This is a genomic window from Janthinobacterium sp. 1L-D-8-B-C4 (assembly GCF_057291295.1).
In genome coordinates, this window is record NZ_JBXAVX010000011.1 from 75,220 (window position 1) to 96,195 (window position 20,976).

Genomic DNA, 20,976 nt, shown 5'->3' on the forward strand with positions numbered 1-20,976 from the left:
AAAAAGGTGACAACATGACGCAGCATCCTGAGCACGCCCCACATTTCATCGGCAACGACCTGGCGCTCGATTTCATCAACAGCGCCTTTGGCATGGGAAATGACAGCTGGGATTGTCTGGCCGACGACGCCGGCGCGCTGGCCTGGCTCAAGGCAGCTGGACTGCTGGCGCCCGATTTCAATGCTCCGGTGGCCGGACTGGCGACGCTGGCACAGGCGCTGCGCACGGCGGCGGGACGGCTGATCGATCTGAACAAGCCGCGTGAGCCAACCGACTTCGCGGTGGTGAACCGGATACTGGAGGCTGGCCGCCCTGTGCGCACGCTGGCGCAGGGCGAAGGCGACAACGTCGTATTATTGGAACGGCGCCGCGACGACAGCGCGGCCAGCTTGCTCGAACCGGTGGCAACGGCGCTGGTCCAACTGCTGGTGCAGGGCGACCTGGCGCAAGTGCGCCAGTGCGAGGCGCACGATTGCACGCTGCGTTTTCTCGACGTTACCAAGTCGGGCCGCCGGCGCTGGTGCAGCATGGCCGTGTGCGGCAACCGCATGAAGGTCGCCGCTTTCCGGGCGCGCAAGGACGCCAGATAGCGCCTGCCGGGCAAAGCGCCGGGCAGGCAACACCATGTATTTACACTGACAGGAGTTACCGCAATGACGACATCAAGCTACCCCGACACCCGCCTTCTGATCGCCAATGAATGGGTGGACGCCACCGGCGGCAAATCGATCCCCGTGCAGAACCCCGCCACCGGCCAGACCATCGGCACGGTGGCCCATGCCAGCATCGCCGACCTCGATCGCGCGCTCGCCGCCGCCCAGCAAGGCTTCGAAACATGGCGCGACGTGCCGGCCGCCGAACGCGCCGCCATCATGCGCCGCGCCGCCTCGCTGCTGCGCGAACGCGCCGTCGATATTGCCCACCAGATGACCCGGGAACAGGGCAAGCCGCTGGCCGAGGCGAAAGTTGAAATAATGGCCGGCGCCGACATCATCGACTGGTTTGCCGCCGAAGGCATGCGCGTGTATGGCCGCATCGTGCCGTCGCGCAACCCGGCCGCTCAGCAGCTGGTGCTCAAGGAACCGGTCGGACCGGTCGCCGCCTTCACGCCGTGGAACTTCCCGATCAACCAGATCGTGCGCAAGCTGTCGGCCGCACTGGCCACCGGCTGCTCGTTCCTGTGCAAGGCGCCGGAAGAAACGCCGGCCTCGCCGGCGGCGCTGATGCAGTGCTTCGTCGATGCCGGCCTGCCGCCGGGCGTGCTGGGCCTTGTATTCGGCGACCCGGCCGAAATCTCCGGCTACCTGATCCCGCATCCGATCATCCGCAAGGTGACGTTTACCGGCTCGACGCCGGTGGGCAAGCAACTGGCCGCGCTGGCCGGCGCCCACATGAAACGCGTGACGATGGAGCTGGGCGGCCACGCGCCGGTGATCATCGCCGAAGACGCCGATGTGGCGCTGGCCGTCAAGGCCGCCGGCGGTGCCAAGTTCCGCAATGCGGGCCAGGTCTGCATTTCACCAACCCGCTTCCTGGTGCACAACGCGGTCAAGGCTGAATTCACGCGCGCGCTGGTCGCGCACGCCGAAAAACTGAAGCTGGGCGACGGCCTGCAAGCCGGCACCACCTTGGGGCCGCTGGCCAATGCGCGGCGCCTGAGCGCCATGGCAAAGGTAGTCGAAGACGCCCAGGCCAAGGGTGCGACACTGGCCACCGGCGGCAGCCGCGTCGGCGATGCCGGCAACTTTTTTGCCCCGACCGTGATCTCCGACGTGCCGCTCGACGCGAGCATCTTCAACGACGAACCGTTCGGCCCGATCGCCGGCATCCGCGGCTTCGACCGTCTTGAAGAGGCCATCGCCGAAGCGAACCGCCTGCCGTACGGCCTGGCCGGCTATGCCTTCACGCGCTCGATCAAAAATGCCCACCTGCTGATGAACCGCATGGAAGTCGGCATGTTATGGATCAACCAGCCCGCCACCCCGAGCGCTGAAATGCCGTTCGGCGGCATCAAGGATTCGGGCTATGGCACCGAAGGCGGGCCCGAGGCGCTCGAATCGTACCTGAATACCAAGGCAGTATCGCTGGTCGGCGTGTAGGCTGGCAGTGCGGCAGCGGACTTTTCAGGTCCGCTGCACTATTTCAATGGTGCTGTGGACGATTTCCTCGTGGATGCCGATGCGTGCCCGCAGCCTGGCTGGCGTCAGTGCCGGGTCGCGGCTGACCACCGACAGCGCGCACGAATACAGCTGCTTGCCGACGCGCCAGACGTGCAGGTCGACGATGCGCGGCGTGTCGCCACCCTCCTCCACCTCGACCGCCTCGCGGATTTCCTGCACCACCGGATGATCCATCTCGCGGTCCAGCAAGACCTTGCCGGTCTCCTGCATCAATTTTTTCGCCCACAACGCCACCAGCACGGCGCCGGCCACGCCCATCACCGGGTCGAGCCAGTTCCAGCCTGCCAGCCAGGCGCCCACCAGCGCCAGCATGGCCAGCATCGAGGTGGCGGCGTCGGCCAGCACATGGATATAGGCGGCCTTCATGTTCAGGTCTTCGCCATGGCCATGGTGATGGTGTCCATGATGATCGTGGCCGTGATGGTCGTGCCCATGATCGTGATCGTGGTGGCCGCCCAGTATCAGCGCGCACACCAGGTTGACCGCCAGGCCGATGCCGGCCACCGCCAGCGCCTGCGGATAGTGAATTGCCTGCGGCGAGAACAGCCGCTCGACCGAGGCGACCACCATCAGCACGGCCACGCCGAGCAGCAGTATGGCGCTGGTATAGCCGGCCAGGATTTCGATCTTCCAGGTGCCGAAGGCAAAGCGCGGATCGCGCGCATAGCGGCGCGAGGCGGCATAGGCAAACGCGGCCAGGCCGATCGCCAGCGCGTGCGAACTCATATGCCAGCCGTCGGCCAGCAGCGCCATCGAGTTGTACCACCAGCCGGCCACGATCTCGAGCACCATGGTGGCCAGGGTGATCAACATGACGACGCGCGCGCGGCGCTCGGCCTTGCCGTCGCTGGTATCGAAGACATGTTCATGGGTCCAGGCCGACAGGTCGTCGGCGGCGTGCACTTGCGTCATGGTGGCTCTTTCGTTTATTTGAGGTAGGTGCGCAGGATGGCGACGATTTCATCGGCCCCCTGCGCCCGTTCGGCATCGCTGGCGATATCGGGGCTGGCCACGTGTTCGCGCAGATGCTCTTCGATCACTTCGGCCATCAGGCCATTGACGGCGCCGCGCACGGCAGCGATCAGCTGCAGCACGTCATTGCAATCACGCCCTTCCTGCAGGCCCCGTTCAATACCTTCGACCTGCCCCCTGATGCGCTTGACGCGGTTCAGCAACTTGTCCTTGTTCTTCGATGTATGTCCCATGCCGGCTCCGGATAAATACCATAGGGGGGTATACTATCAGACGCACATTACGTTAGCAAAGCGTGTTTTTCCGACACATATCGAAATTGATATTAAGCAATAAGAATTATTGATTGGATAAATATTCCGGCGCGCTCTACCATCAGCCAACTGCACGGGCATTGCCACCGCGCGGACCATAAAAATATCAGGAGACACGTCACATGAAATTCAATGATTTGAAAATCGGCCGCCGGCTGGGCGTCAGCTTTGGCGCCATTATCGCCCTGCTCCTGATCCTGGCACTTGTGGCAATTACCCGGGTCAGTGAGCTGGGCGGCGAAATTCGCCGCATGAACGACGACCATTATCCAAAAACCGTACTGGTGCACGCGATCAAGGACGATGTCAACGAAACCATGCTCGCCATGCGGAATATCTTCCTGACCGTCGACGTGGACCTGGCCGCCAAAGAGGTGCAGCATGTCGAGCAGATCGCGCGGCGCATCGATACGGTTGCCGGCAAGCTGGAACGGCTGCCGGCGTCCGCCGAGGGCCGCAGCCGCCTCGCCCGCCTGAACACGGCGCGCCAGCAATTTGACGCCGTCAGGAAGGACGTGATCAAGCTGATAGCGGAAGAGCGCAAATTTGAAGCCAAGTCCCTGATGCTCAAGCAGTTGCAGCCGCGCCAGCAAGCCTATTTTGCCGCACTCGAACAACTGGTCAGCTACCAGACCGGCCTGATGGAGTCTGCCGGCCAGGCCTCGGCACAACAGGCCGAGCAGACCCGTTTGATCATCCTGCTGCTGTCTGGCGCCGCGGCGCTGGCCGGCATTTTGCTGGCGGTCCAGGCCAGCAACAGCATCACGCGCCCGCTGCAGCAGGCGCTGGGGGTGGCGCGGCAGGTGGCGGCAGGCGACCTGACCAGCAAGGTGGTGGTTGGCACGCGCGACGAAACGGGCCAGCTGCTGCAAGCTCTCAACAGCATGAACACCAGCCTGCAGGACATCGTCGGCCAGGTACGCGGCGGCACCGACACCATCGCCGACGCCTCGCAGCGCATTGCCAGCGGCAATCTGGACCTGTCGGCCCGCACCGGCCAGCAGGCGGGGTCCTTGCGCCATACGGCCGACTCGATGGCGCAACTGACGTCCACCGTGAAACAGAACGCCGGCCACGCGCGCCAGGCCAACCAGATGGCGGCGCTGGCGTCGGAAGTGGCCGTGCGCGGCGGCGCCGTGGTGGCGCAAGTAGTCGGCACCATGGGTGCGATCAACACGTCTTCGAAAAAGATCGTCGACATCATCGCCGTGATCGACGGCATCGCCTTCCAGACCAATATCCTGGCGCTCAATGCGGCGGTGGAAGCGGCGCGCGCCGGTGAACAGGGGCGCGGCTTCGCGGTGGTGGCGTCCGAAGTGCGCAACCTGGCGCAGCGTTCCAGCCAGGCCGCGCGCGAAGTCAAGGCGCTGATCGACGATTCGGTCAGCCAGGTGGCGGCCGGCAGCAAACTGGTCAACGAGGCCGGCGCGACGATGGACCAGATCGTCGACAGCGTGCGCAGCGTAACCGACATCATGGGCGACATCAACGGCGCCAGCCAGGCCCAGGAAGCGGGCATCGAACAGATCAACCTGGCGATCGCCGAAATGGACAAGGTGACGCGCCAGAACGCCGCACTGGTCGAGCAGGCGGCGTCCGGCGCCGAGTCCTTGCAGGATGAAGCGAGCCGGCTGGCGCAGGTGGTCAGCCGCTTCCGGCTGGAACGCGGTGCGGTGATGCTGCGCGGCTGAGTCCATGCGACAATGCGATCTTACTTAATCAGAAAACAAGCATGCCCTGCCTGTCCGTTGAACTCGATGGAAACCACGTCACCATGATCAGCCTGGCGGGCATGGACGTGATCGATGTATCGGTCCATGGTGCGCTCGACCGCAATCCGAAAGCGACATTGCACGCCATGGGCGGCGACTACAAGGCAGGTGGATGCGGCAGCCTGATCTGGATAGTCGAACAGCCACTGCTGGCCGGGCAGGTGGTGCGCGTGACCTTGCTGGACGCTTGCGAGCAGCCTGACCGGGGCAAGACAATGGAAGAACTTTTTCCTGATGAGGAGCCTTGTACCCAAACCGACTTCACCATTAACAATGCGATGGCGGCGGAAATACGCTCCCGGCCACGGCTGCATCAGTCATTTTCCGTGCAGGCAAGCACCTCGCAAGGCCAGCAAGCAATGACCACAAGCGACGAGCAAAGCACGAGTTTCACGTTTGGTGTCGTGTGGGATTTTGCCGGCCCGAACCAGGCGCGCGTGCGCCTGACAACCCACTGCCTGGACGACGTGCTGGCACGACGGGCTGGTCCCTCTCACTTGGAGGTCATGCTGGCATTGGGCGACAGCGCGTCGTTCATGCTGGTCGCCTGAAAGGAGCTGGCCGCCAGCGTGCTTACAACTGGCCGGCCAGCGCTTCCTTGCGCACAAAATACATCGCCTGCGGCTGGTCGACCAGCACGCACTGCTTGCCGGTGCGCTTGCAATGGTCGTGCACGCGCCAGTAGGCGTCGTGGCTGACGCAGCCGGTCTGGCAGATCACCAGGTCGGCCGCCAGCAGGCTCGCTTCGAGTGCGGCCACATCGTCGACGCCATCGTCGCCACCCGCATGGTGCAGGAAGCGCCCGCCGGCCTGCTCGATGGCCTGGCCCGGAGCCCGACCCGCGACATGGCCGACATACAGCACGGATTTTTCGTGCACGCCGGCCAGCAGATCGGGCTGCAGCACCGGCCCAGGCACCGGTCGCCACTGCAGCCGCAGCAATTCACGCATCAGGTCCTGCACCCGTTCGCCGAGCCACTCGACCCGGCGCGCCAGTTTCACGCGTGTCGGCAAGCCGGGCGCCGCTGCAGCCAGTTCCGCCAGCTCCTCGCGCGCCAGCGCCAGCTTCGTGTCGCGGATGATCACCTGCGCCTGGGTGCGCATCAGCTGCGATTCGAGCTGCATGATGCGTGCCGCCTGCCCGGCCAGCTGTGCGCTGCAGCGCGCCTGCGCGCGTGCATAGGCGCCCAGCAGCACGCGATGCTCTTGCGCGATCATGTCTTCGGTACCCGCCTTATTCCCCATCATGCCTCCTTTACCATGCGCACCCTGCCACATTCCAGTGCATTATAAATGAGAATCATTACTATCCATGCATGGGCCGTGCTCGCGATAGGGGTATAGTGTGGCCTTCGCCATTCCGCGAGCACGTCCGATGCGATACTTTCCGCGCTTATTGTTCACCACCATGCTGGCACTGCCCTTGCAAGGAAACGCCATGTCCGACCAGCCACTGCAGGTCAGCGCCCGCTGTACTGACAACCCCGGGTGCATATTTACGGGCGAAGATCTGCGGATCACCATCCTGATCACCAATACCAGCGAACAGATGGCCGGCTATCCGCTGGCCTATATGAAAAAACGCGGCCCGACCATCATGCTGCGCGACCAGGCTAGCGGACGCAGCCAGCCGCAGCGCATCTCGCTGGCCGACCATGCTCTGCGCAGCGTATTGACGCCCATCGCGCCGGGCCAGTCGATCGCGCTGGGCGATGTAATCCGGGCCAGCCAGTTGCAACAGTTTGGCGAGCATATTGATGTGATGGCCGAGATCGGTGTGTCGGCCACCATCGCCGTGGGTGCGGACGGGGCAATACAGCCGTTCAAAGGGACGGTGAGCTTGCATATTGCCAGTCAGCCAGCCAGCCGCCCGCAAACCCCGCCTTGACCAATCCATCGCGCAAGTACAGGTTGCGCCGCATCAGCCGCCACGGAAAATCGTGCAGGTGGTTGTCGAGCATCAGCAGCACCGGCCCGTCATTGATGCCGAAGCGGTAAGGCGAGACCCAGCGCACGCCCTGCTCCGTGACAAACACCGTTGAACGGGCATGGAACACGTCATGCTGCTGCGCCAGGGCTGGCAGCACGACGTCGGGGGCGAACGGCAAGGACGCGGCCACCGCCCACGGCGCCAGCGTGCCATCGTCAAAGCCCCAGGGCGCGCCGCGGCCCACGTAGTCGCGAAAGCCGCGCCGCACGCCGTGCGCCTGCTGGATGGCGGGGCCGGGGCCATCGCTGGCGCTGATGCCCCAGCAGTGTTCGCCATAGCCGGGAAAGCCCAGCGGATTATCGATCGCATAGCGCTGCTGCACCAGGGTCGCGCGCCGGCTGTTTTCAACGTAATCGAGGCCGTGCGCGCGCATGAAGTCGTCCTGGATGCCGCGCAGGTCCAGCCAGCAGTGCGACATCTGGTGGATGAACAGCGAACCGGCGTACAGGTAGTCGATGCCGTAGATGGATTTCCATTCGAAGCTCGCGGTCCAGGCATCGTAGCTGGCGCGCTCGATGGGAAAGGTGGGCGAACCGAGCGCCAGTACATACAGGATCAGCGCCTCGTCATAGCCACGCCAGCATTTGCGCAGGAAACCCGTTTCCGGTTTCCAGCCATGGCGCAGCAACTGGCAGCGCGCGCGCATCCATTGCCAGTCGATCCGGCGGTACAGGAAGCCGGCCAGCGCGCCGATCTCCTGCTCGTCATCGCTATCGCCATCGAAATATTCGCCGGCGGCCAGCACGCCGGCGATCAGCAACGCCGTGTCGATGCTCGACAGCTCGCAATCCCAGGCGCGCCGGCCATTGTCCATGTCGAGGAAGTGATAGTAAAAACCCTTGTGACCGGTGGCGGCGGGCGAATCGCCCTGCTCGCTGGCGGCAAAAAAACGCAATGTCACCAGCGTGCGTTCGATCGCCTCGTTGCGCGCCAACCAGCCGCGTTCGACACCGACGCAATAGCTGGTGAGCGCCAGGCCGACAGCGGCGATGCTGGCCGGCCAGCCCTGTTTGTCCTTGTCGCGCACCAGGCCATTGGCGGGGTTGACCTGCGCCAGGAAATAGGCGAAAGCCTCGCGCTGCAGGGCCAGCAGCATGGTTTGCTCGTCAATGAGGCCGGAGGGGAGCGGAAAGCCGGGAGGTTTCATGGAAGCGCATGTGCAGCGGTTGGTGGTGACAAGGAACAGTATGGCAGCGGCGGCAAAAAAGCGCTTGGCGCCAGCCGAACAATTTATATCACGTTGTGATATATTTGCCGTCTTTCCATTTTCAGGAATCCTGCAATGCCCCTCTCCTCTGCCGCCTTGGGCAAGTCCGACTTCACGACCTTGTCGGAATTTCGTTACCAGATGCGCCGCTTCGAGCGCTTTTCCGACGATGTGATCCAGACCCACGGCATCACGCCGCTGCAATACCTGCTGCTGCTGCACATCAAGGGCTATCCGGGCCGCGACTGGGCTACCGTGGGCGAACTGGCCGAGCGCCTGCAAGCCAAGCCGCACGGCGTGGTCGCGCTGATCACGCGCTGCGAAGCGTCGCATCTGGTAGAGCGCCGCCACAGCAGCGCCGACCGGCGCCGCGTGGAGATTCATCTGCTGCCCGAGGGCGAGGCGCTGCTGGCCAAGCTGGCCCAACTGCACCGCACCGAACTGCTGTCGCTCGAAGGCATATTCACGATTCCCAAACTGGGCGCAGACAGCCATGAGTAAGCCCCATTACGACAGCCGGCGCGATTTCGACGGCCAGGCGCGGTTGATGCTGATCTCCAGTCTGGCCGCCGTGGTCGGCGCCCTGAGCACCGCCACCGCCTGGGCGCTTCTGCACGCCATCCATTTTTTCACCAACCTGTTTTTCTTCCAGAAGTTCTCGACTGCCTTCATGTCGCCGGCCGGCCACACGCTGGGCGCCTGGGTGATCGGCATCCCGGTGCTGGGCGGCCTGCTGATCGGCCTGATCGCGCGCTACGGCACCGAGCAGATACGCGGCCACGGCATTCCCGAAGCGATCGAAGCGATCCTGTTCAAGAAAAGCATGATGTCGCCCAAGGTGGCCGTGCTCAAGCCACTCGCTTCGGCCATCGCCATCGGCAGCGGCGGCCCGTTCGGCGCCGAAGGCCCGATCATCATGACCGGTGGCGCGGTCGGCTCCTTGCTGGCGCAGCATTTTCACCTGAGCGCGGGCGAGCGCAAGACCTTGCTGGTGGCCGGCGCCGTGGCCGGCATGACGGCCGTATTCGGCACGCCGGTGGCCGCATTGCTGCTGGCGGTGGAGCTGCTGCTGTTCGAACTGCGTCCGCGCAGCCTGGCGCCGGTGGCGATCGCCTGCGTGATCGCCGGCTTCTTGCGCCCCGCACTGATCGACAGCGGCCCCTTGTTCCCGCTGCACACGGCCGTGCTGCCGCCGTCGGCACTGCTGTCGTGCCTGGTCGCCGGCCTGCTGTGCGGCGCGATGGCGTGGATATTATCGACCTTGCTGTACAAGGTCGAAGACCTGTTCCACCGCCTGCCCGTGCACCGGATGTGGTGGCCGGCGATTGGCGGGCTGGCGGTCGGCATCGGCGGCTATTTGCAGCCGCGCGCGCTGGGCGTGGGCTATGACGTGATCGCCGACCTGCTGAACAACCATCTGGCCGCCGGCGCGCTGCTGGCGCTGTTGGCCGTGAAAGCCGTGATCTGGCTGCTGGCGCTCGGTTCGGGCACCTCGGGCGGGGTGCTGGCGCCCTTGCTGATGCTGGGCGCGGGCCTGGGCGCCCTGCTCGGCCCTTATTTGCCCGGCAACCAGCCGGCCATCTGGCCGCTGGTGTTCATGGCCGCCACCCTGGGCGGCATGATGCGCGCGCCGATCATGGCGGTGGCCTTTGCGTTCGAACTGACCCATGACGTCAATGCGCTGCTGCCCGTGATGGCCGCCTCGGCGGTGGCCTACGCGTTCACGGTGATGTTCATGCACCGCTCGATCCTGACCGAAAAAATCGCCCGCCGCGGCTATCACATCTACCGCGAATACGGCATCGACCCGCTGGAGCGCCACAGCGTGGCCGAAGTGATGACGGCGCAGCCGGCCAGCATCGACGCCGATACCACTGTCGCCGCCGCCATGGACAGCCACTTCGGCAGCAGCCAGCGCCACCGCGCCTTTCCCGTCACGCGCGACGGCGCGCTGGTCGGCATGCTGGATCGACCTGTCCTGGAACAGCAGCTGGCATCGCATCCCGGCATGACGGTGGGCCAGCTGTTCGGCGCGAACATGCCGGTGGTGGCGCTGGCTGACGAAACCTGCCGCACCCTGGCCACCCGCTTGGCCGTGCATGCGCTGGAACGGCTGCCGGTGGTGAGCGACGCAAAAACGCTGCGCCTGATCGGCATCGTCAGCCGCAGCGACCTGGTCAAGCCGGCGCTTGGCTTGCAGGCGGAGGAGTGGCAGCGGCAGACGGTGCGCAGTGTGTGGCCATTTACTGCACGCTGAACCTGCGGCTCAGGACTGCGCCCCGCATTTGGGGTTCATGTCCTGCATCGCCCCATCATTTTTTCTGCGTCAGGTCCTTGAGATTGACTGGGACTGGGCTGTTGGGGCTGGGGCTGGGGTTGCGTATGTGCTGGCCGCTACTGCCTGAAGTGAGGGGAGGCGTTGGCTGCTGCGCGGCCAACGGCCGCGCGAAGCGCGGTGGATGGGCGATTCGGGGAGCCTGCGCGGCCCTTAAGGGCGCGCAGTCTTCGAATCCCACCGGCTCCGTCCTCCACAAATAAAAAAGCCTCCCGCAGGGGAGGCTTTTTTATTTGATTCTGGCGGAGACGGTGTCCGTATAACATCCCTATGAAAAACCAAGCATACGTCGGCGCTACCCCCCTGCCTACCCCCATAGAACGACTGGGGTGGAAAGGTTGTTAGTCAATGGCAAAGTGAATCGCCAGGAGTCTGCCAGACAACCGCGAACCGTTCAAAATTGCTTCGTTAAAGCTCTGCTAGCGAGAGCCAGTCATCAGAACCGTGGCGGCAAATGGGATGTAGCACATTTCGATTTAGTCGACGATATCCAGCCTGGCGTCCTTCCTGTTTGGAGAGGTCTTCTGCGCGAAGGTTCTGTCTCACTGACCGAACGGCAGGCTGCTCGTGACGATCAGGCGGCTACGTTCGTACAGCGTCGCGATCACCGGGAAAAACAAGTTCGCCTGCAGGAGGTTCATCTGCAGATACCGACTGGATCGGAAGTCACGCGTTTCCTAATGATCCAATGTGGTATGCCAATTTGTGTGCAAGATGCGCAGTAGCAGGCTCCCCGTTCGGGACGCAGAGGCCGGAGGTTCGAATCTTCTCACCCCGACAAAAAAAACCTTTATAAATCAAGGAAATTTCAATTTTCGGCGCCTATGGTTTGACATTTTTTGCCGCATTAGTGACAAATTAGTGGCAAAGCTTGCGGTTTGACCGCAAAAAATATAAGCCGAAGTCATTAGACCTTGCTCCATAACTTAGGAGCATAGCCTCATGGCATCTATTGAAAGCCGCTCCCGCTTCATCGTCACTGTGAGTTGCCACGGGAGCTGGTGGTCAAGAGTTCCATCAAACACTATCGCGATTCGGACTAGAAAACCTGAAGGATGCTCCTGCCACCAAGCCATAGCTGACGTGGTGACGACTAAAGATTATTGAGGAGGCGCCTAAGGTCTTGGTTAGAGCCGAAATCAGATAATGCTTCGGTAACGAGACTCCGAATGGAGATGTCGGCCCCACCACCACCTTGGCTCAATAGGCGCAGAGCAGAATGCCAGGCCGCGCGGCCATTACTACCAAGTTTTAAGGTAGCAACGTTACCACCTGCCCGAGACCATATTTCCTGCTCCAAAGGTCCCTGCGGATACAGCGAAGCTAACAAGTCTTCGAGTTCACGTGGATTTGTCGAGATGGCAGGCGAAGATTCTGGTAATGGGTTTTCCGCAGACTTCAGCAGACCACCTTTGCGCAGCGAGACAGGAAAATTATCGTGCGTTCGCGTCGTCAATATAGGGTTCTGCTTAGGGTAAGCAGCAGGAACAGTTTCTGATAAATAGTGAAATAGGTCCAAGACTCGAATTAGCCCATCAGAACGGTCATCCACGGCTCCTTGAAGACCTTTGAGAAGGACTTCCGTAAAAAGGCTATTGCGATGATTTTGAAGGATAACGGAGCTTTCCTCAGATGCGCTAGCTGAGATGATGACTCTGCCTTTCCCTTGCGCCAGAGCGTCCAACCTTGGTCCGCCGAAGGCCCACTTAGTGATGTTTTCGGTGTCACCCTTGAGTCGCGCTGCGGCTCCCGAGTGGCAGGCGTCAACCAGGACCAAAAGGCGCTCTGCAGGAATTTGGTTCAGCAGCTCGGAAAGTTCCTCAGCTTCTATGCCGGTCTCGCGTGGCCGAAAAATGTCGAACTCAGGAGGGCACAGATACGTTCCTGGGTCTGCTCCAGTCGTCCATTGCGCACCGTGACCGGAGAAGTAGACGACAACTGTGTCACCAACCTGTGAACTTGCTGCTAGTTGTTTGAGTCCATCTAGGATGGCCGTACGAGTTGCTTCAGCGTTGCGAAGAACTTGCACGTTAGCGACCGGATAGCCGCAGTGCCTAGGACTATTCAGTAATTTCGCAACATCGTCTGCGTCAGATACAGGGGCAGAACCGAGCGGAGAAAGCAAGTCGTATTTACCAACCCCGATAACGAGGGCTCTACCATATTGAAATGTTTTGTTCATGATTTTATTCTAGCACGCAACTAACTTGCAGCATTTTCAGAACAAGGTTTCCACTGAAGTCCCGCAGGGCTGTACGCAGGAGGTCAGATGCTGACGGACCGAATCCCGCACGTACTTGCTTAATGCAGCGATGCCACTGTGCGAGTCCATTGCCTTCTGTAATTAGCTGATTATCTCTGCCTCCGCTGCGACTCCAAAATTCTTGGTCAGTGGGGCCATGGGGGTAAAGCTCTGCCAAGGAGTCTTCAAACATTTTCCAGGCATCGTCTGTGGGAATTTTAGCCGGCCGGCCGGTTCGAAAACGCACCGCCCAACTGTCCAAGACACCCATAACACCCACGCACTCTTTAGCGATTATTAAGAAGTCGTCGCGGAAGGAGCTATGGGTAGCCGCTCGCGATGCCGCCGATGTCCACTTCCTGGACTGAATCAGCTGTCCTATGGCAGCAGCAGGAGCTGATGGCAATCTATACGCGGGTGTATTCGCGAGTGAGTCCAGAAGGTTTGCGCATTCATTGTCATTTGCAGGATAAAGCGTATCGATGATTTTAATGAAATTTAAATGCGCATTTTTCGCAAGAGACGCCATGAAAGGCCCCGCCTTAAGAGCGGACCTGACTTCGCTGTGCAGTGGCTCCTCGATGGCCGCTGTGCTGACTTGGCCGTCTAACACTGCTGCAAGCCAAGCTTTGGCGGTTTGACCGACAACTTTTGCAACCAGCGAGTCGGGTATTAGCGTCCAGGCATGCTCTCTGTTGGGAACAATCAACAGGTCCGCAAGTGCAGCTCTAACTAATGGCCCCCAGATTCGTGCCGACCGCTCGCCGCGCTGGATGATGGTTTGAAGGCCCTGTGTTCTGTTTTCTATCTCGTTACCTGCATTCACGTTACTCGCAACTACTTTGTCCAAGATGTCAAACCACACCGGAAAATTCCATTTAAAGTTACGCAGAAGTCTCGGTTCGTTTTTTACGACGTCCGCTGCGAGGCTTGTAACCTCTTCAATATCTTCACGGATTGCAATTTCTATGCGCTCACTCGGCGCAGCCCTTGAGAGGGCGGACTCTACAGCGGTATGCCGAGCTGCCTTGGGTGGGCAGTATTTCAATACATCTAGCAGAGCCCGAGAAGCGTCGTAGCGGGTGGCTAACGCAGTTCCACATAGCTGCCACGCTCCACGCTTCGCGCTTTCTTCAGCGACCGCGTCTATTGTGACGGTGGATAGGCCTAAGAAAACAGTATTCGTCAATCCATTGAGATACCCTCTGGCATCAAAGAGATTTAGCACTGGCAAAAGGCTCTCTGGGTGCTTCTCGATAGTCTCCCATGCCAGACAGCCGATGCCTAAACTATCGGGTTTAATCGTGTCGGTGTAGGCGGCAAGTACGTCGGTACTCCACCACGCTTGTTGCGCTGCTCCGCGGACTGCCTGGTCAAAGAGCTTGCAATCGTCCTCAGTAACACTCACTTCGTCAACGCGGTTACGAATCCAGTCTTTCACGGTATTGCTCAGGCTATTTGCGTCAAAGCGCTCTAACTGTAAGTTACGCATTGAGAGGATGTCGGTCGGCTGCCATTTGAAAGACGTATTAATGAGCCTTTCTAAAGCAGACTGGCGCACTTCACTCGCTTGTTGCGAATCGCCCGACTTGGCAGCTAATAGACGGACCAGGCCTATAGCATCACTGACTCCGGACGGATTTTCCCAGAGGCGAAAGGCTTGCTCCAGCAAGATAAGGGAGGACGAAGACGGCAAATCGAAGGCAGCCGCTTCACCGAAGTCCAACAATGGGCGGCCTTCAGGCATATTTAAAAGCGCAGCAACGCCTGTGCTCAGAGGGTTGTCTGACGCTGAAAGTAACTGATTTTGAGGGTATCGCGAGACCAGCTCTGTCGGAATGGCGACTGCGGCACATGCCACCGAGTCTTCTACGGTGAAGCTCAAACTGAAAAGAATTTCGCGTCGCAGCAGACGAGGAACAACCTGCAGCAAGCTGAGCATGATGTCGTCGAACCCCGACTGCCCGACATGGATGGCTGGCCGTGACCTACTGGAGATTAGCGCACCTGCCAATTCTAGCAACAGCGGCTTCTTTATGTTCACTGACGGCTCGGAAGCTTCGGCAGTTGCCACAAAGGGTGTACGCTCGACAGAATCCTGGGATTCACGCAGATTGTTAGCCAACGCGGCAAAGTCAGGCAAAAGCGGCAGCTCGCTTAAAAGGATAAATGCAGCGACCGAATCGACCATCCCGGCTCTTGTCGTGTCGCGGCTGCTCCTGGTATGAATAAGGACAAAGTAACCCTCATGGATGGCTGTGCGAAAGTAAGGCTGCCATTGCAAACCTGTCGGAACAGTGCCAGGGAGGTCTGTGAGCCAAGCTGCTTGTCGAAAGACGGTTTGCAAACCAGGGTCCGTTGAGGAGAGGAGTGAGTGTCCGCCTTTGGGGCCATACCAAGCTTTATGGATAAGCATTAGTTGTGCACAGCATTTGCAAGTTCGGCGATAGGCATAGTGAGGTCTGTCGTTTGTGTTCCCTCATTAGAAATTGCCCACCCCATATGTTCCGCCCCCTTGTAAATGAAGTCTTTGTTTGGAGATTCTTTGGTAAGGGCGACTCCCGTTGCGGAGAGACCGAAGACTAGAATGTCGCTTTTCTCCCAATTGTTTTCCAAAAAACTTGCAAAGAGCGGTAGTTTTTCGCGTAGCACTTCTGCAGGCTTTGTTCCTTCTGGGAGTTTGAGCTCATCCCAGCACGTCAGAAGCACCGCAAGTGCTGGTTTCTCTTTGCCTGTCCGTGAGCGGCGTGTGTAAAGCAGCATTTGCAGCAGTTCGACAAGACGCGCTTGCGAAGAACGTTCAATCGAAAACCCTTCTGGACGAGAAGATTTCAGGTCACCGAGCGGTCTCGAGAATATGTCATCTGCTAACGGCGCACTCTTGGGCCGAACCAGCAATACCCATCCATCTGCAGCCTCGACGCGCTGATGCCATGAGGCCGGAACAAGCCGTTCGTCCAGGAGTGAGCTTACCTGCTCGCCTGCATAGTCTGGCCAGCTCAAGTCGATCGCCACATGCGCTTCGGTTACTACAGGCAGAATGGTTTCAGTGTAGCTTCCTGCCGCTGTGTGCGCTCCCGGAACTCCTCCGCTGAGTGACTGAACAACATCATCAAACGCTGTCAAATCAAGCGCTGCACCGCGCATCCGTAACATCCCTGTTTCGGCGTTCAAACGACCTATAAGTTGTGCCCCGTAGTGGCTCTTGCCAACATTGGATTCGCCAAAAACGGCAATGTTAAGTGGTTTATCAGGCATAGACTCCTCCCAGTTGACGTAACATATCCCGTTCGGGCTGTGCGCCGGACGCGCTTCGGAAACGCGCGTCCGGGACTGTCAGCATCCATTCGAAAAGCTCAACCAATCCCTGCCCGTTGTTGTAGGAGGCCTGTCCAGGAGCGGAATGCATGCTTACCCTGAACGTCTGATAGCTACCGAGGACCAAGTCCGCCGCTTGAGTCACTGCCTGCTGCATTTCTGGTTCGACGTCGACGTCTCCCTTTGTCCATACTAAAGCAACAGGTCGGCCACGCCGCTCAGCAGCTACACGCCGAAGTAGCGAAACCAAGTTAGACCTTGCAACACCTAACTTGGGCCCGGCAAGCGCCAGGGAATCCGCCACAACAATAAGGACATCTGATGCGTCGGAAAGCCAAAGTGCGCCAGTTGCATCATCCGCATCGCGTCGCACTGCCCAACGGCTGAACCATTCGCCAGGCGTGTCAGCGAAGAGGATATCGCGTCGGGTGCCATGAAGGTTCAAGTCCAGATGTAGGAGACCTGGATGCCGGCCCGCTCCACTCGATGTATGCGGTGGAAACGCAGGGCCGTGCGCTGAGTTCCAACGAAGGCTCCCTGCAATATTCTCCCAACCCTCCAAGGTTAATGAGCCGGCGAACGAGATGCCATCAGGGCAGATGCCACGCCCGACTAGCAGATACCAAGCTCCTAGCAGGGAAGTTTTCCCGCTATCAGAGGCACCAAATATACCTACAAGCCGTGTTCTGGCTCTACCTGCCAAGAACGCGGTGTCCATAGAGCCTAAAGCGTTACCAGTCCACGGCAACCTTGCTCCATCCTCCACCGCACCGGATGCTTCGCGCACTTCTGCGTCACTTTTCTTCTGCCAGTGCTTGCAAAGGTGAGGCGCGGATTCACCCTCGAGGCATCCAACCTCGTCTGGAGCGATACAGGCTAATTGAGCACAGAGCCCGTTCACGCTTCCTCCGAGGTTTCAGAAATCTCGTCTGGTATATTCAAAGACTCCAATACTTTGACTTCCCGTAAGAGCCAGATTGACCACTCAGCGAGTGTCATGCTCATTTCCGGTGCGACGCTCATCTGGGATAGCTCTGCTCTCCCAGATAGAGATGAGTTCGCTAGCGCTTGAATGAACAGACTTCTGGTCCCCAAAGGGATGCGCTGTTCTTGAAGCCATTCATGTCCACGAACGGCTGTAGACCTCATCATAGCTTCCAGCAAGTCCTTAGTATTGATTTGTTCTTCGTTTTTGCTGCCAGCAACTGCGAGCACTGCTTCTGTGACAAGCGATTCGACTGCCGGCGGATAGACCTCCGGCAGCAGGTCCGCAACGTCAAATGCCGCATAAAGTGCAACAAGCGGCAACTGCAATTGGCGATACGGTGTATCTGCGGTCTCAGAGTAAAGCGCCTGCCGCCACCATAGCAGCTTGTTTGAAATGTTCAGTTGATTGCTGCGGGATTGTTCCGAGCGGACGAACTCGTTTAGTTTCGCGACGACTGCTTCACCGAGAGCCTTAAATGCTTGGGCACTTGCCTTCAGCGCAGCGTTGGCTGCCTTATCATGGACATCGACAAGAATTGGGGCCATCCGGTCCGCGAAATCATACGACCAATTCGCCGGCTGATTAGTCCAGTGAGGATTAGGGTTTTGAAGAGATGTGCCGTCTCTCTGCTGTGGCCCGGCTGAAGCGGCCACTTCTTTGTGCCAGGCGGTGGAGTCCGTAGCTTTTATAGCAGGGATTGTCGGCGCCTTCAAGGCAGCGCTGGGTGCAGAGGTTGACTGCGTTGGCCACACGCGCGCTAAGCGTTCCGTTTTGATTTGACGCGCGCGGTCCAAAATCTTAGACAAAATCTTCTCTTCCAGACCCACATTCAAGTACGGTAACACGTTGGCGCCAATTAAGTCCACAGCAACCGCCAATGTACCTTGCTGCTCCATGGCTCCCTTAACCGCTTCGAGAATAATGGCGCGGTACAGAGTAAGTGGTTCGTCTTGGAACGCCGCCCGAAAAGTAGGCCAGTGTTTTTGCAGGAGCTCACCTATATCGAGAAGAGATTGATGGGAGCCCGCAGCGGGGTCCCACGCGGCAAGGAGTGATGCTACGGCGGCTTTAGGATTTCGCGCATACTGTTGAGCCAGTTCATGGGCTGCGTCAACCAATTTTTCAAGGCGAGAGTCTTCTGCTCCGATATTCAATAATCGCAGGGTTAGAAAGTCCTGCAGTATGCTTATTTGCATTTTTTGCTCCGAGTTCATAGCTGGCAATGTCATTGGTTTAGTATCATACAGGCAACTTCAATTTCTGTACGAGTTTTAGCACCGTTTCCCCTTGTTATCGAAGGGCGTAATATGCTTTGCATAGCGTCTGTTGGGGGCAACCGCCACAAGTGGTGTATTTTCCGCCTATCAAGGTGTTCTCGACGATTAGACCCCAGCACCCAACCGCTGTCGGGATTGTGTCCCTTCAGGCATCCTTCACACGTTGAGCACGAAGTGCGAATAAGCAGGTGTGAAGTTAGCTAACCGGCCCGCCGGTTAGCTAACTTCACCTATCCTGCCCCGCTTCGCGCAGCGACTGAACCACTAAAATCGTCGGACGCAACGTCAACCAAACCCCTTTTTTGGCACGGCTGAAAGCAAATAAGGCCTTATAAGGCCTTATTTGTGCCATATCTGCTTCAACCGTGTCAGATTTGTGATTCAACCGTGGCAGATTTGTGGTTTAACCGTGCATGTTCCGCACGACATGAGGGCGATTAAATACCATGAAGAATCCTGTGCAGAACAACTGCGTGCCTGGCTCAAACGCCACCACCAGCGAAGGGCGGCCAGAATTTCGTCGCATTTCTGGCCTTCAGCGACGATACCCGCAGCAACAATCAACTGGCTATGCAAGGATGGCGATCCGGTCTGCGCCATTGCCGTCGTGCTGGCACCGATCCCGCATCACCGCTGAAGAGAAGGGCCTCCCAAGTGACACCGCCCTCCACGCCACAGTACCTTGGCGCGCCAACGCTCAACGAGGCGCGCTTCAGCCGCCTGCCTGAAGTGTCGGCAAGCAGCGGAAAATAGGGTAGCAGGATCTAAGCAAGCGCCAAGGAAGACACCTTCCTGGCCTCCGTAAGACTCCAGGGCCGCTTGCAGGCCTGGTTCAGGAACGCGTGCCAGCACGGGATGCGGACAGTGGCTGCAAGGCGCCTGAACACGCATGCCAGTCCTCAGCCTGCGCAAGGATACTCCATGGGATATCCCATCACACGACAGGCGGTGCGGGATTGGTGCAAAAGTCAGACCATGCCTGCATCAGCACGATACGCTTGTCGAACAAGTCGCCGCGCCGGTAGGCCGCTTCCACCCTGTCCGGCAAGCGGTGCGCCAGCGCATGCTCGCATACCTCACGTGAAAAGGCGTTGGCTGCCGCCTCGGCGCACCAGTCACGGAAGGAAGAACGGAAACCGTGCACGGTGATATCCTCAAACTGCATGCGGCGCAAGACTGCCGTCAAACTCATGTCCGACAACTGCGCGCCATGCTTGCGACCTGAAAAGATGACGCCCCCCTGACGCGGCACTGCGCGCAGCAGCGCAAGCGCCTCACCAGACAGCGGCACGCGATGCTCCTTGCCGGCCTTCATACGCTGCGCTGGAATCGTCCACAGCGCCGCCTCCAAGTCAATCTCAGGCCACCGCGCCCCCCTGACCTCTCCTGAGCGGGCGGCCGTCAGAATCGCAAACGCCAGCGCCCTGGCAGCAATCCCTTCCTGACCCGCTAAGGCGGCCATGAATCTGCCGATCTCTTGCCACGGCAGGGCCGGCCGGTTCTTCACTGGAGAAACCTTGTTCGGATTGGCCAGCAGATTCTCCAGATGGCCTTTCCAGCGCGCCGGATTTTCCCCCTGACGAAAGCCACTGACCGTTGCCCAGTCGAGTATGCATTCGATTCTGCCGCGTATGCGCGTTGCCGTCTCCGTCTTCGACAACCAGATTGCACCGAGCACCTTGACGACCAGATCGGTGTTGATCGCCGCGACAGGCAGCGCCCCCACCACCGGGAACACATAAGCGGCCAGGGTGCTTTCCCACTGCGCCACATGTTTGGCATTTCTCCAGCCATGCCGGTGCGCAGAGATATAGGACGCCGCGCACTGCTCAAAGGTCATTTGACGCGCACGCGCCAGCATACCTGCCTGTTCTTCTTGGCGGCGCATTGCCAGCGGATCGTGCCCTTCGCTCAGCAGCAAACGGCATTGCCGAGCCTTTTTGCGCGCCTCGGCCAGATCGACTGCCAGACAGGAGCCCAGCCCCATTTCGCGACGCCTGCCAGCGATGCTATAGCGAAACAGCCAGCTCCTGGCGCCAGCGCCGGATACTTGCAGCACCAGGCCGCCGCCATCGCCGTAATACCCTGGCTCCCTGGCGCGACCTACGACCAGCGCCGACAGCTTGTTCATCCTGATTGTCATTACCCCACCCCCGCATTGCGAGAACCCGTACTAAATTTTAGCGCGCGATCAAGCGCGTGCTGGCAACGACACTTGATCCCGCGCAAGGCCAGTTGCGACAACAGGCGGGACATAACAGGACCGGCGACGTACGCTTGAAGGCAGCGCGCACAGCCATTCCTACCCCCCAGCCTACCCCCCAGCAGATGCTGGATTGACGCGGCAGGCAGCGGACGCTGGCGGATGGATTGACGTGGTT

Annotated in this window: 17 protein-coding genes; 7 read left to right on the forward strand and 10 right to left on the reverse strand. The window is 59.8% G+C overall.

Going from position 1 to position 20,976, the window contains the following annotated elements; translation table 11 throughout:
- Nucleotides 1–14: 14 nt before the first annotated feature.
- Nucleotides 15–590, forward strand: coding sequence for a CGNR zinc finger domain-containing protein (locus AC0Z42_RS18980; protein ID WP_485469750.1), 576 nt, complete (start codon nucleotides 15–17; stop codon nucleotides 588–590).
- A 63-nt stretch (nucleotides 591–653) separates the two neighbouring features.
- Nucleotides 654–2,099, forward strand: coding sequence for an NAD-dependent succinate-semialdehyde dehydrogenase (locus AC0Z42_RS18985; protein WP_485469751.1), 1,446 nt, complete (start codon nucleotides 654–656; stop codon nucleotides 2,097–2,099).
- Between the two features lie 24 nt (nucleotides 2,100–2,123).
- Here AC0Z42_RS18985 and dmeF read toward each other — a convergent pair whose 3' ends face one another.
- On the reverse strand, nucleotides 2,124–3,092 hold the full coding sequence (gene dmeF, locus AC0Z42_RS18990; protein ID WP_485469752.1) for a CDF family Co(II)/Ni(II) efflux transporter DmeF: 969 nt from the start codon (nucleotides 3,090–3,092) through the stop codon (nucleotides 2,124–2,126).
- Between the two features lie 14 nt (nucleotides 3,093–3,106).
- Entirely contained in the window at nucleotides 3,107–3,385 is a 279-nt protein-coding gene (locus AC0Z42_RS18995) for a metal/formaldehyde-sensitive transcriptional repressor (RefSeq protein WP_485469753.1), read from the reverse strand.
- Between the two features lie 203 nt (nucleotides 3,386–3,588).
- Here AC0Z42_RS18995 and AC0Z42_RS19000 point away from each other — a divergent pair, with 203 nt between their 5' ends.
- Together AC0Z42_RS19000 and AC0Z42_RS19005 are read left to right on the forward strand one after the other, a co-directional pair.
- The gene (locus tag AC0Z42_RS19000; RefSeq protein ID WP_485469754.1) at nucleotides 3,589–5,157 is read left to right on the forward strand and encodes a methyl-accepting chemotaxis protein; all 1,569 of its coding nucleotides are present in this window, start codon (nucleotides 3,589–3,591) and stop codon (nucleotides 5,155–5,157) included.
- A 41-nt stretch (nucleotides 5,158–5,198) separates the two neighbouring features.
- A complete protein-coding gene (locus AC0Z42_RS19005) occupies nucleotides 5,199–5,789 on the forward strand; it encodes a hypothetical protein (protein ID WP_485469755.1) in 591 nt (196 codons plus the stop codon).
- Between the two features lie 22 nt (nucleotides 5,790–5,811).
- On the opposite strand, the gene AC0Z42_RS19010 is transcribed toward AC0Z42_RS19005, so the two are convergent.
- Nucleotides 5,812–6,342, reverse strand: coding sequence for a DUF2325 domain-containing protein (locus AC0Z42_RS19010; protein ID WP_485469856.1), 531 nt, complete (start codon nucleotides 6,340–6,342; stop codon nucleotides 5,812–5,814).
- 334 nt (nucleotides 6,343–6,676) lie between these two features.
- Here AC0Z42_RS19010 and AC0Z42_RS19015 point away from each other — a divergent pair, with 334 nt between their 5' ends.
- Nucleotides 6,677–7,126: a hypothetical protein gene (locus AC0Z42_RS19015; RefSeq protein ID WP_485469756.1), complete on the forward strand. Its 450-nt coding sequence runs from the start codon at nucleotides 6,677–6,679 to the stop codon at nucleotides 7,124–7,126.
- Here AC0Z42_RS19015 and AC0Z42_RS19020 read toward each other — a convergent pair.
- The gene (locus AC0Z42_RS19020; protein WP_485469757.1) at nucleotides 7,062–8,375 is read right to left on the reverse strand and encodes a glucoamylase family protein; all 1,314 of its coding nucleotides are present in this window, start codon (nucleotides 8,373–8,375) and stop codon (nucleotides 7,062–7,064) included. The genes AC0Z42_RS19015 and AC0Z42_RS19020 overlap by 65 nt on opposite strands.
- 135 nt (nucleotides 8,376–8,510) lie before the next feature.
- On the opposite strand from AC0Z42_RS19020, the gene AC0Z42_RS19025 reads away from it, so the two are divergent.
- Nucleotides 8,511–8,936: a MarR family winged helix-turn-helix transcriptional regulator gene (locus AC0Z42_RS19025; protein ID WP_485469758.1), complete on the forward strand. Its 426-nt coding sequence runs from the start codon at nucleotides 8,511–8,513 to the stop codon at nucleotides 8,934–8,936.
- On the forward strand, nucleotides 8,929–10,692 hold the full coding sequence (locus AC0Z42_RS19030; RefSeq protein WP_485469759.1) for a chloride channel protein: 1,764 nt from the start codon (nucleotides 8,929–8,931) through the stop codon (nucleotides 10,690–10,692). The genes AC0Z42_RS19025 and AC0Z42_RS19030 overlap by 8 nt, the downstream gene beginning before the upstream one ends.
- A 1,171-nt stretch (nucleotides 10,693–11,863) precedes the next feature.
- On the opposite strand, the gene AC0Z42_RS19035 is transcribed toward AC0Z42_RS19030, so the two are convergent.
- From AC0Z42_RS19035 to AC0Z42_RS19060, 6 genes are all read right to left on the reverse strand, one after another.
- On the reverse strand, nucleotides 11,864–12,952 hold the full coding sequence (locus AC0Z42_RS19035) for a caspase family protein (RefSeq protein ID WP_485469760.1): 1,089 nt from the start codon (nucleotides 12,950–12,952) through the stop codon (nucleotides 11,864–11,866).
- A gap of 4 nt (nucleotides 12,953–12,956) precedes the next feature.
- Complete coding sequence (locus AC0Z42_RS19040) at nucleotides 12,957–15,428, reverse strand: GAP1-N1 domain-containing protein (protein WP_485469761.1); 2,472 nt, start codon at nucleotides 15,426–15,428, stop codon at nucleotides 12,957–12,959.
- Nucleotides 15,428–16,270, reverse strand: a complete 843-nt coding sequence (locus AC0Z42_RS19045; RefSeq protein ID WP_485469762.1) for a TRAFAC clade GTPase domain-containing protein — start codon at nucleotides 16,268–16,270, stop codon at nucleotides 15,428–15,430. The genes AC0Z42_RS19040 and AC0Z42_RS19045 overlap by 1 nt, the downstream gene beginning before the upstream one ends.
- Nucleotides 16,263–17,048, reverse strand: a complete 786-nt coding sequence (locus AC0Z42_RS19050; protein WP_485469857.1) for a TRAFAC clade GTPase domain-containing protein — start codon at nucleotides 17,046–17,048, stop codon at nucleotides 16,263–16,265. Before AC0Z42_RS19050 ends, AC0Z42_RS19045 begins: the two co-directional genes overlap by 8 nt.
- Nucleotides 17,049–17,227: 179 nt before the next feature.
- Nucleotides 17,228–18,547 (reverse strand): GTPase-associated system all-helical protein GASH, encoded by a 1,320-nt coding sequence (locus tag AC0Z42_RS19055; RefSeq protein ID WP_485469763.1) that lies wholly within the window; start codon nucleotides 18,545–18,547, stop codon nucleotides 17,228–17,230.
- Between the two features lie 982 nt (nucleotides 18,548–19,529).
- Entirely contained in the window at nucleotides 19,530–20,726 is a 1,197-nt protein-coding gene (locus AC0Z42_RS19060) for a tyrosine-type recombinase/integrase (protein WP_485469764.1), read from the reverse strand.
- Nucleotides 20,727–20,976: the final 250 nt, after the last annotated feature.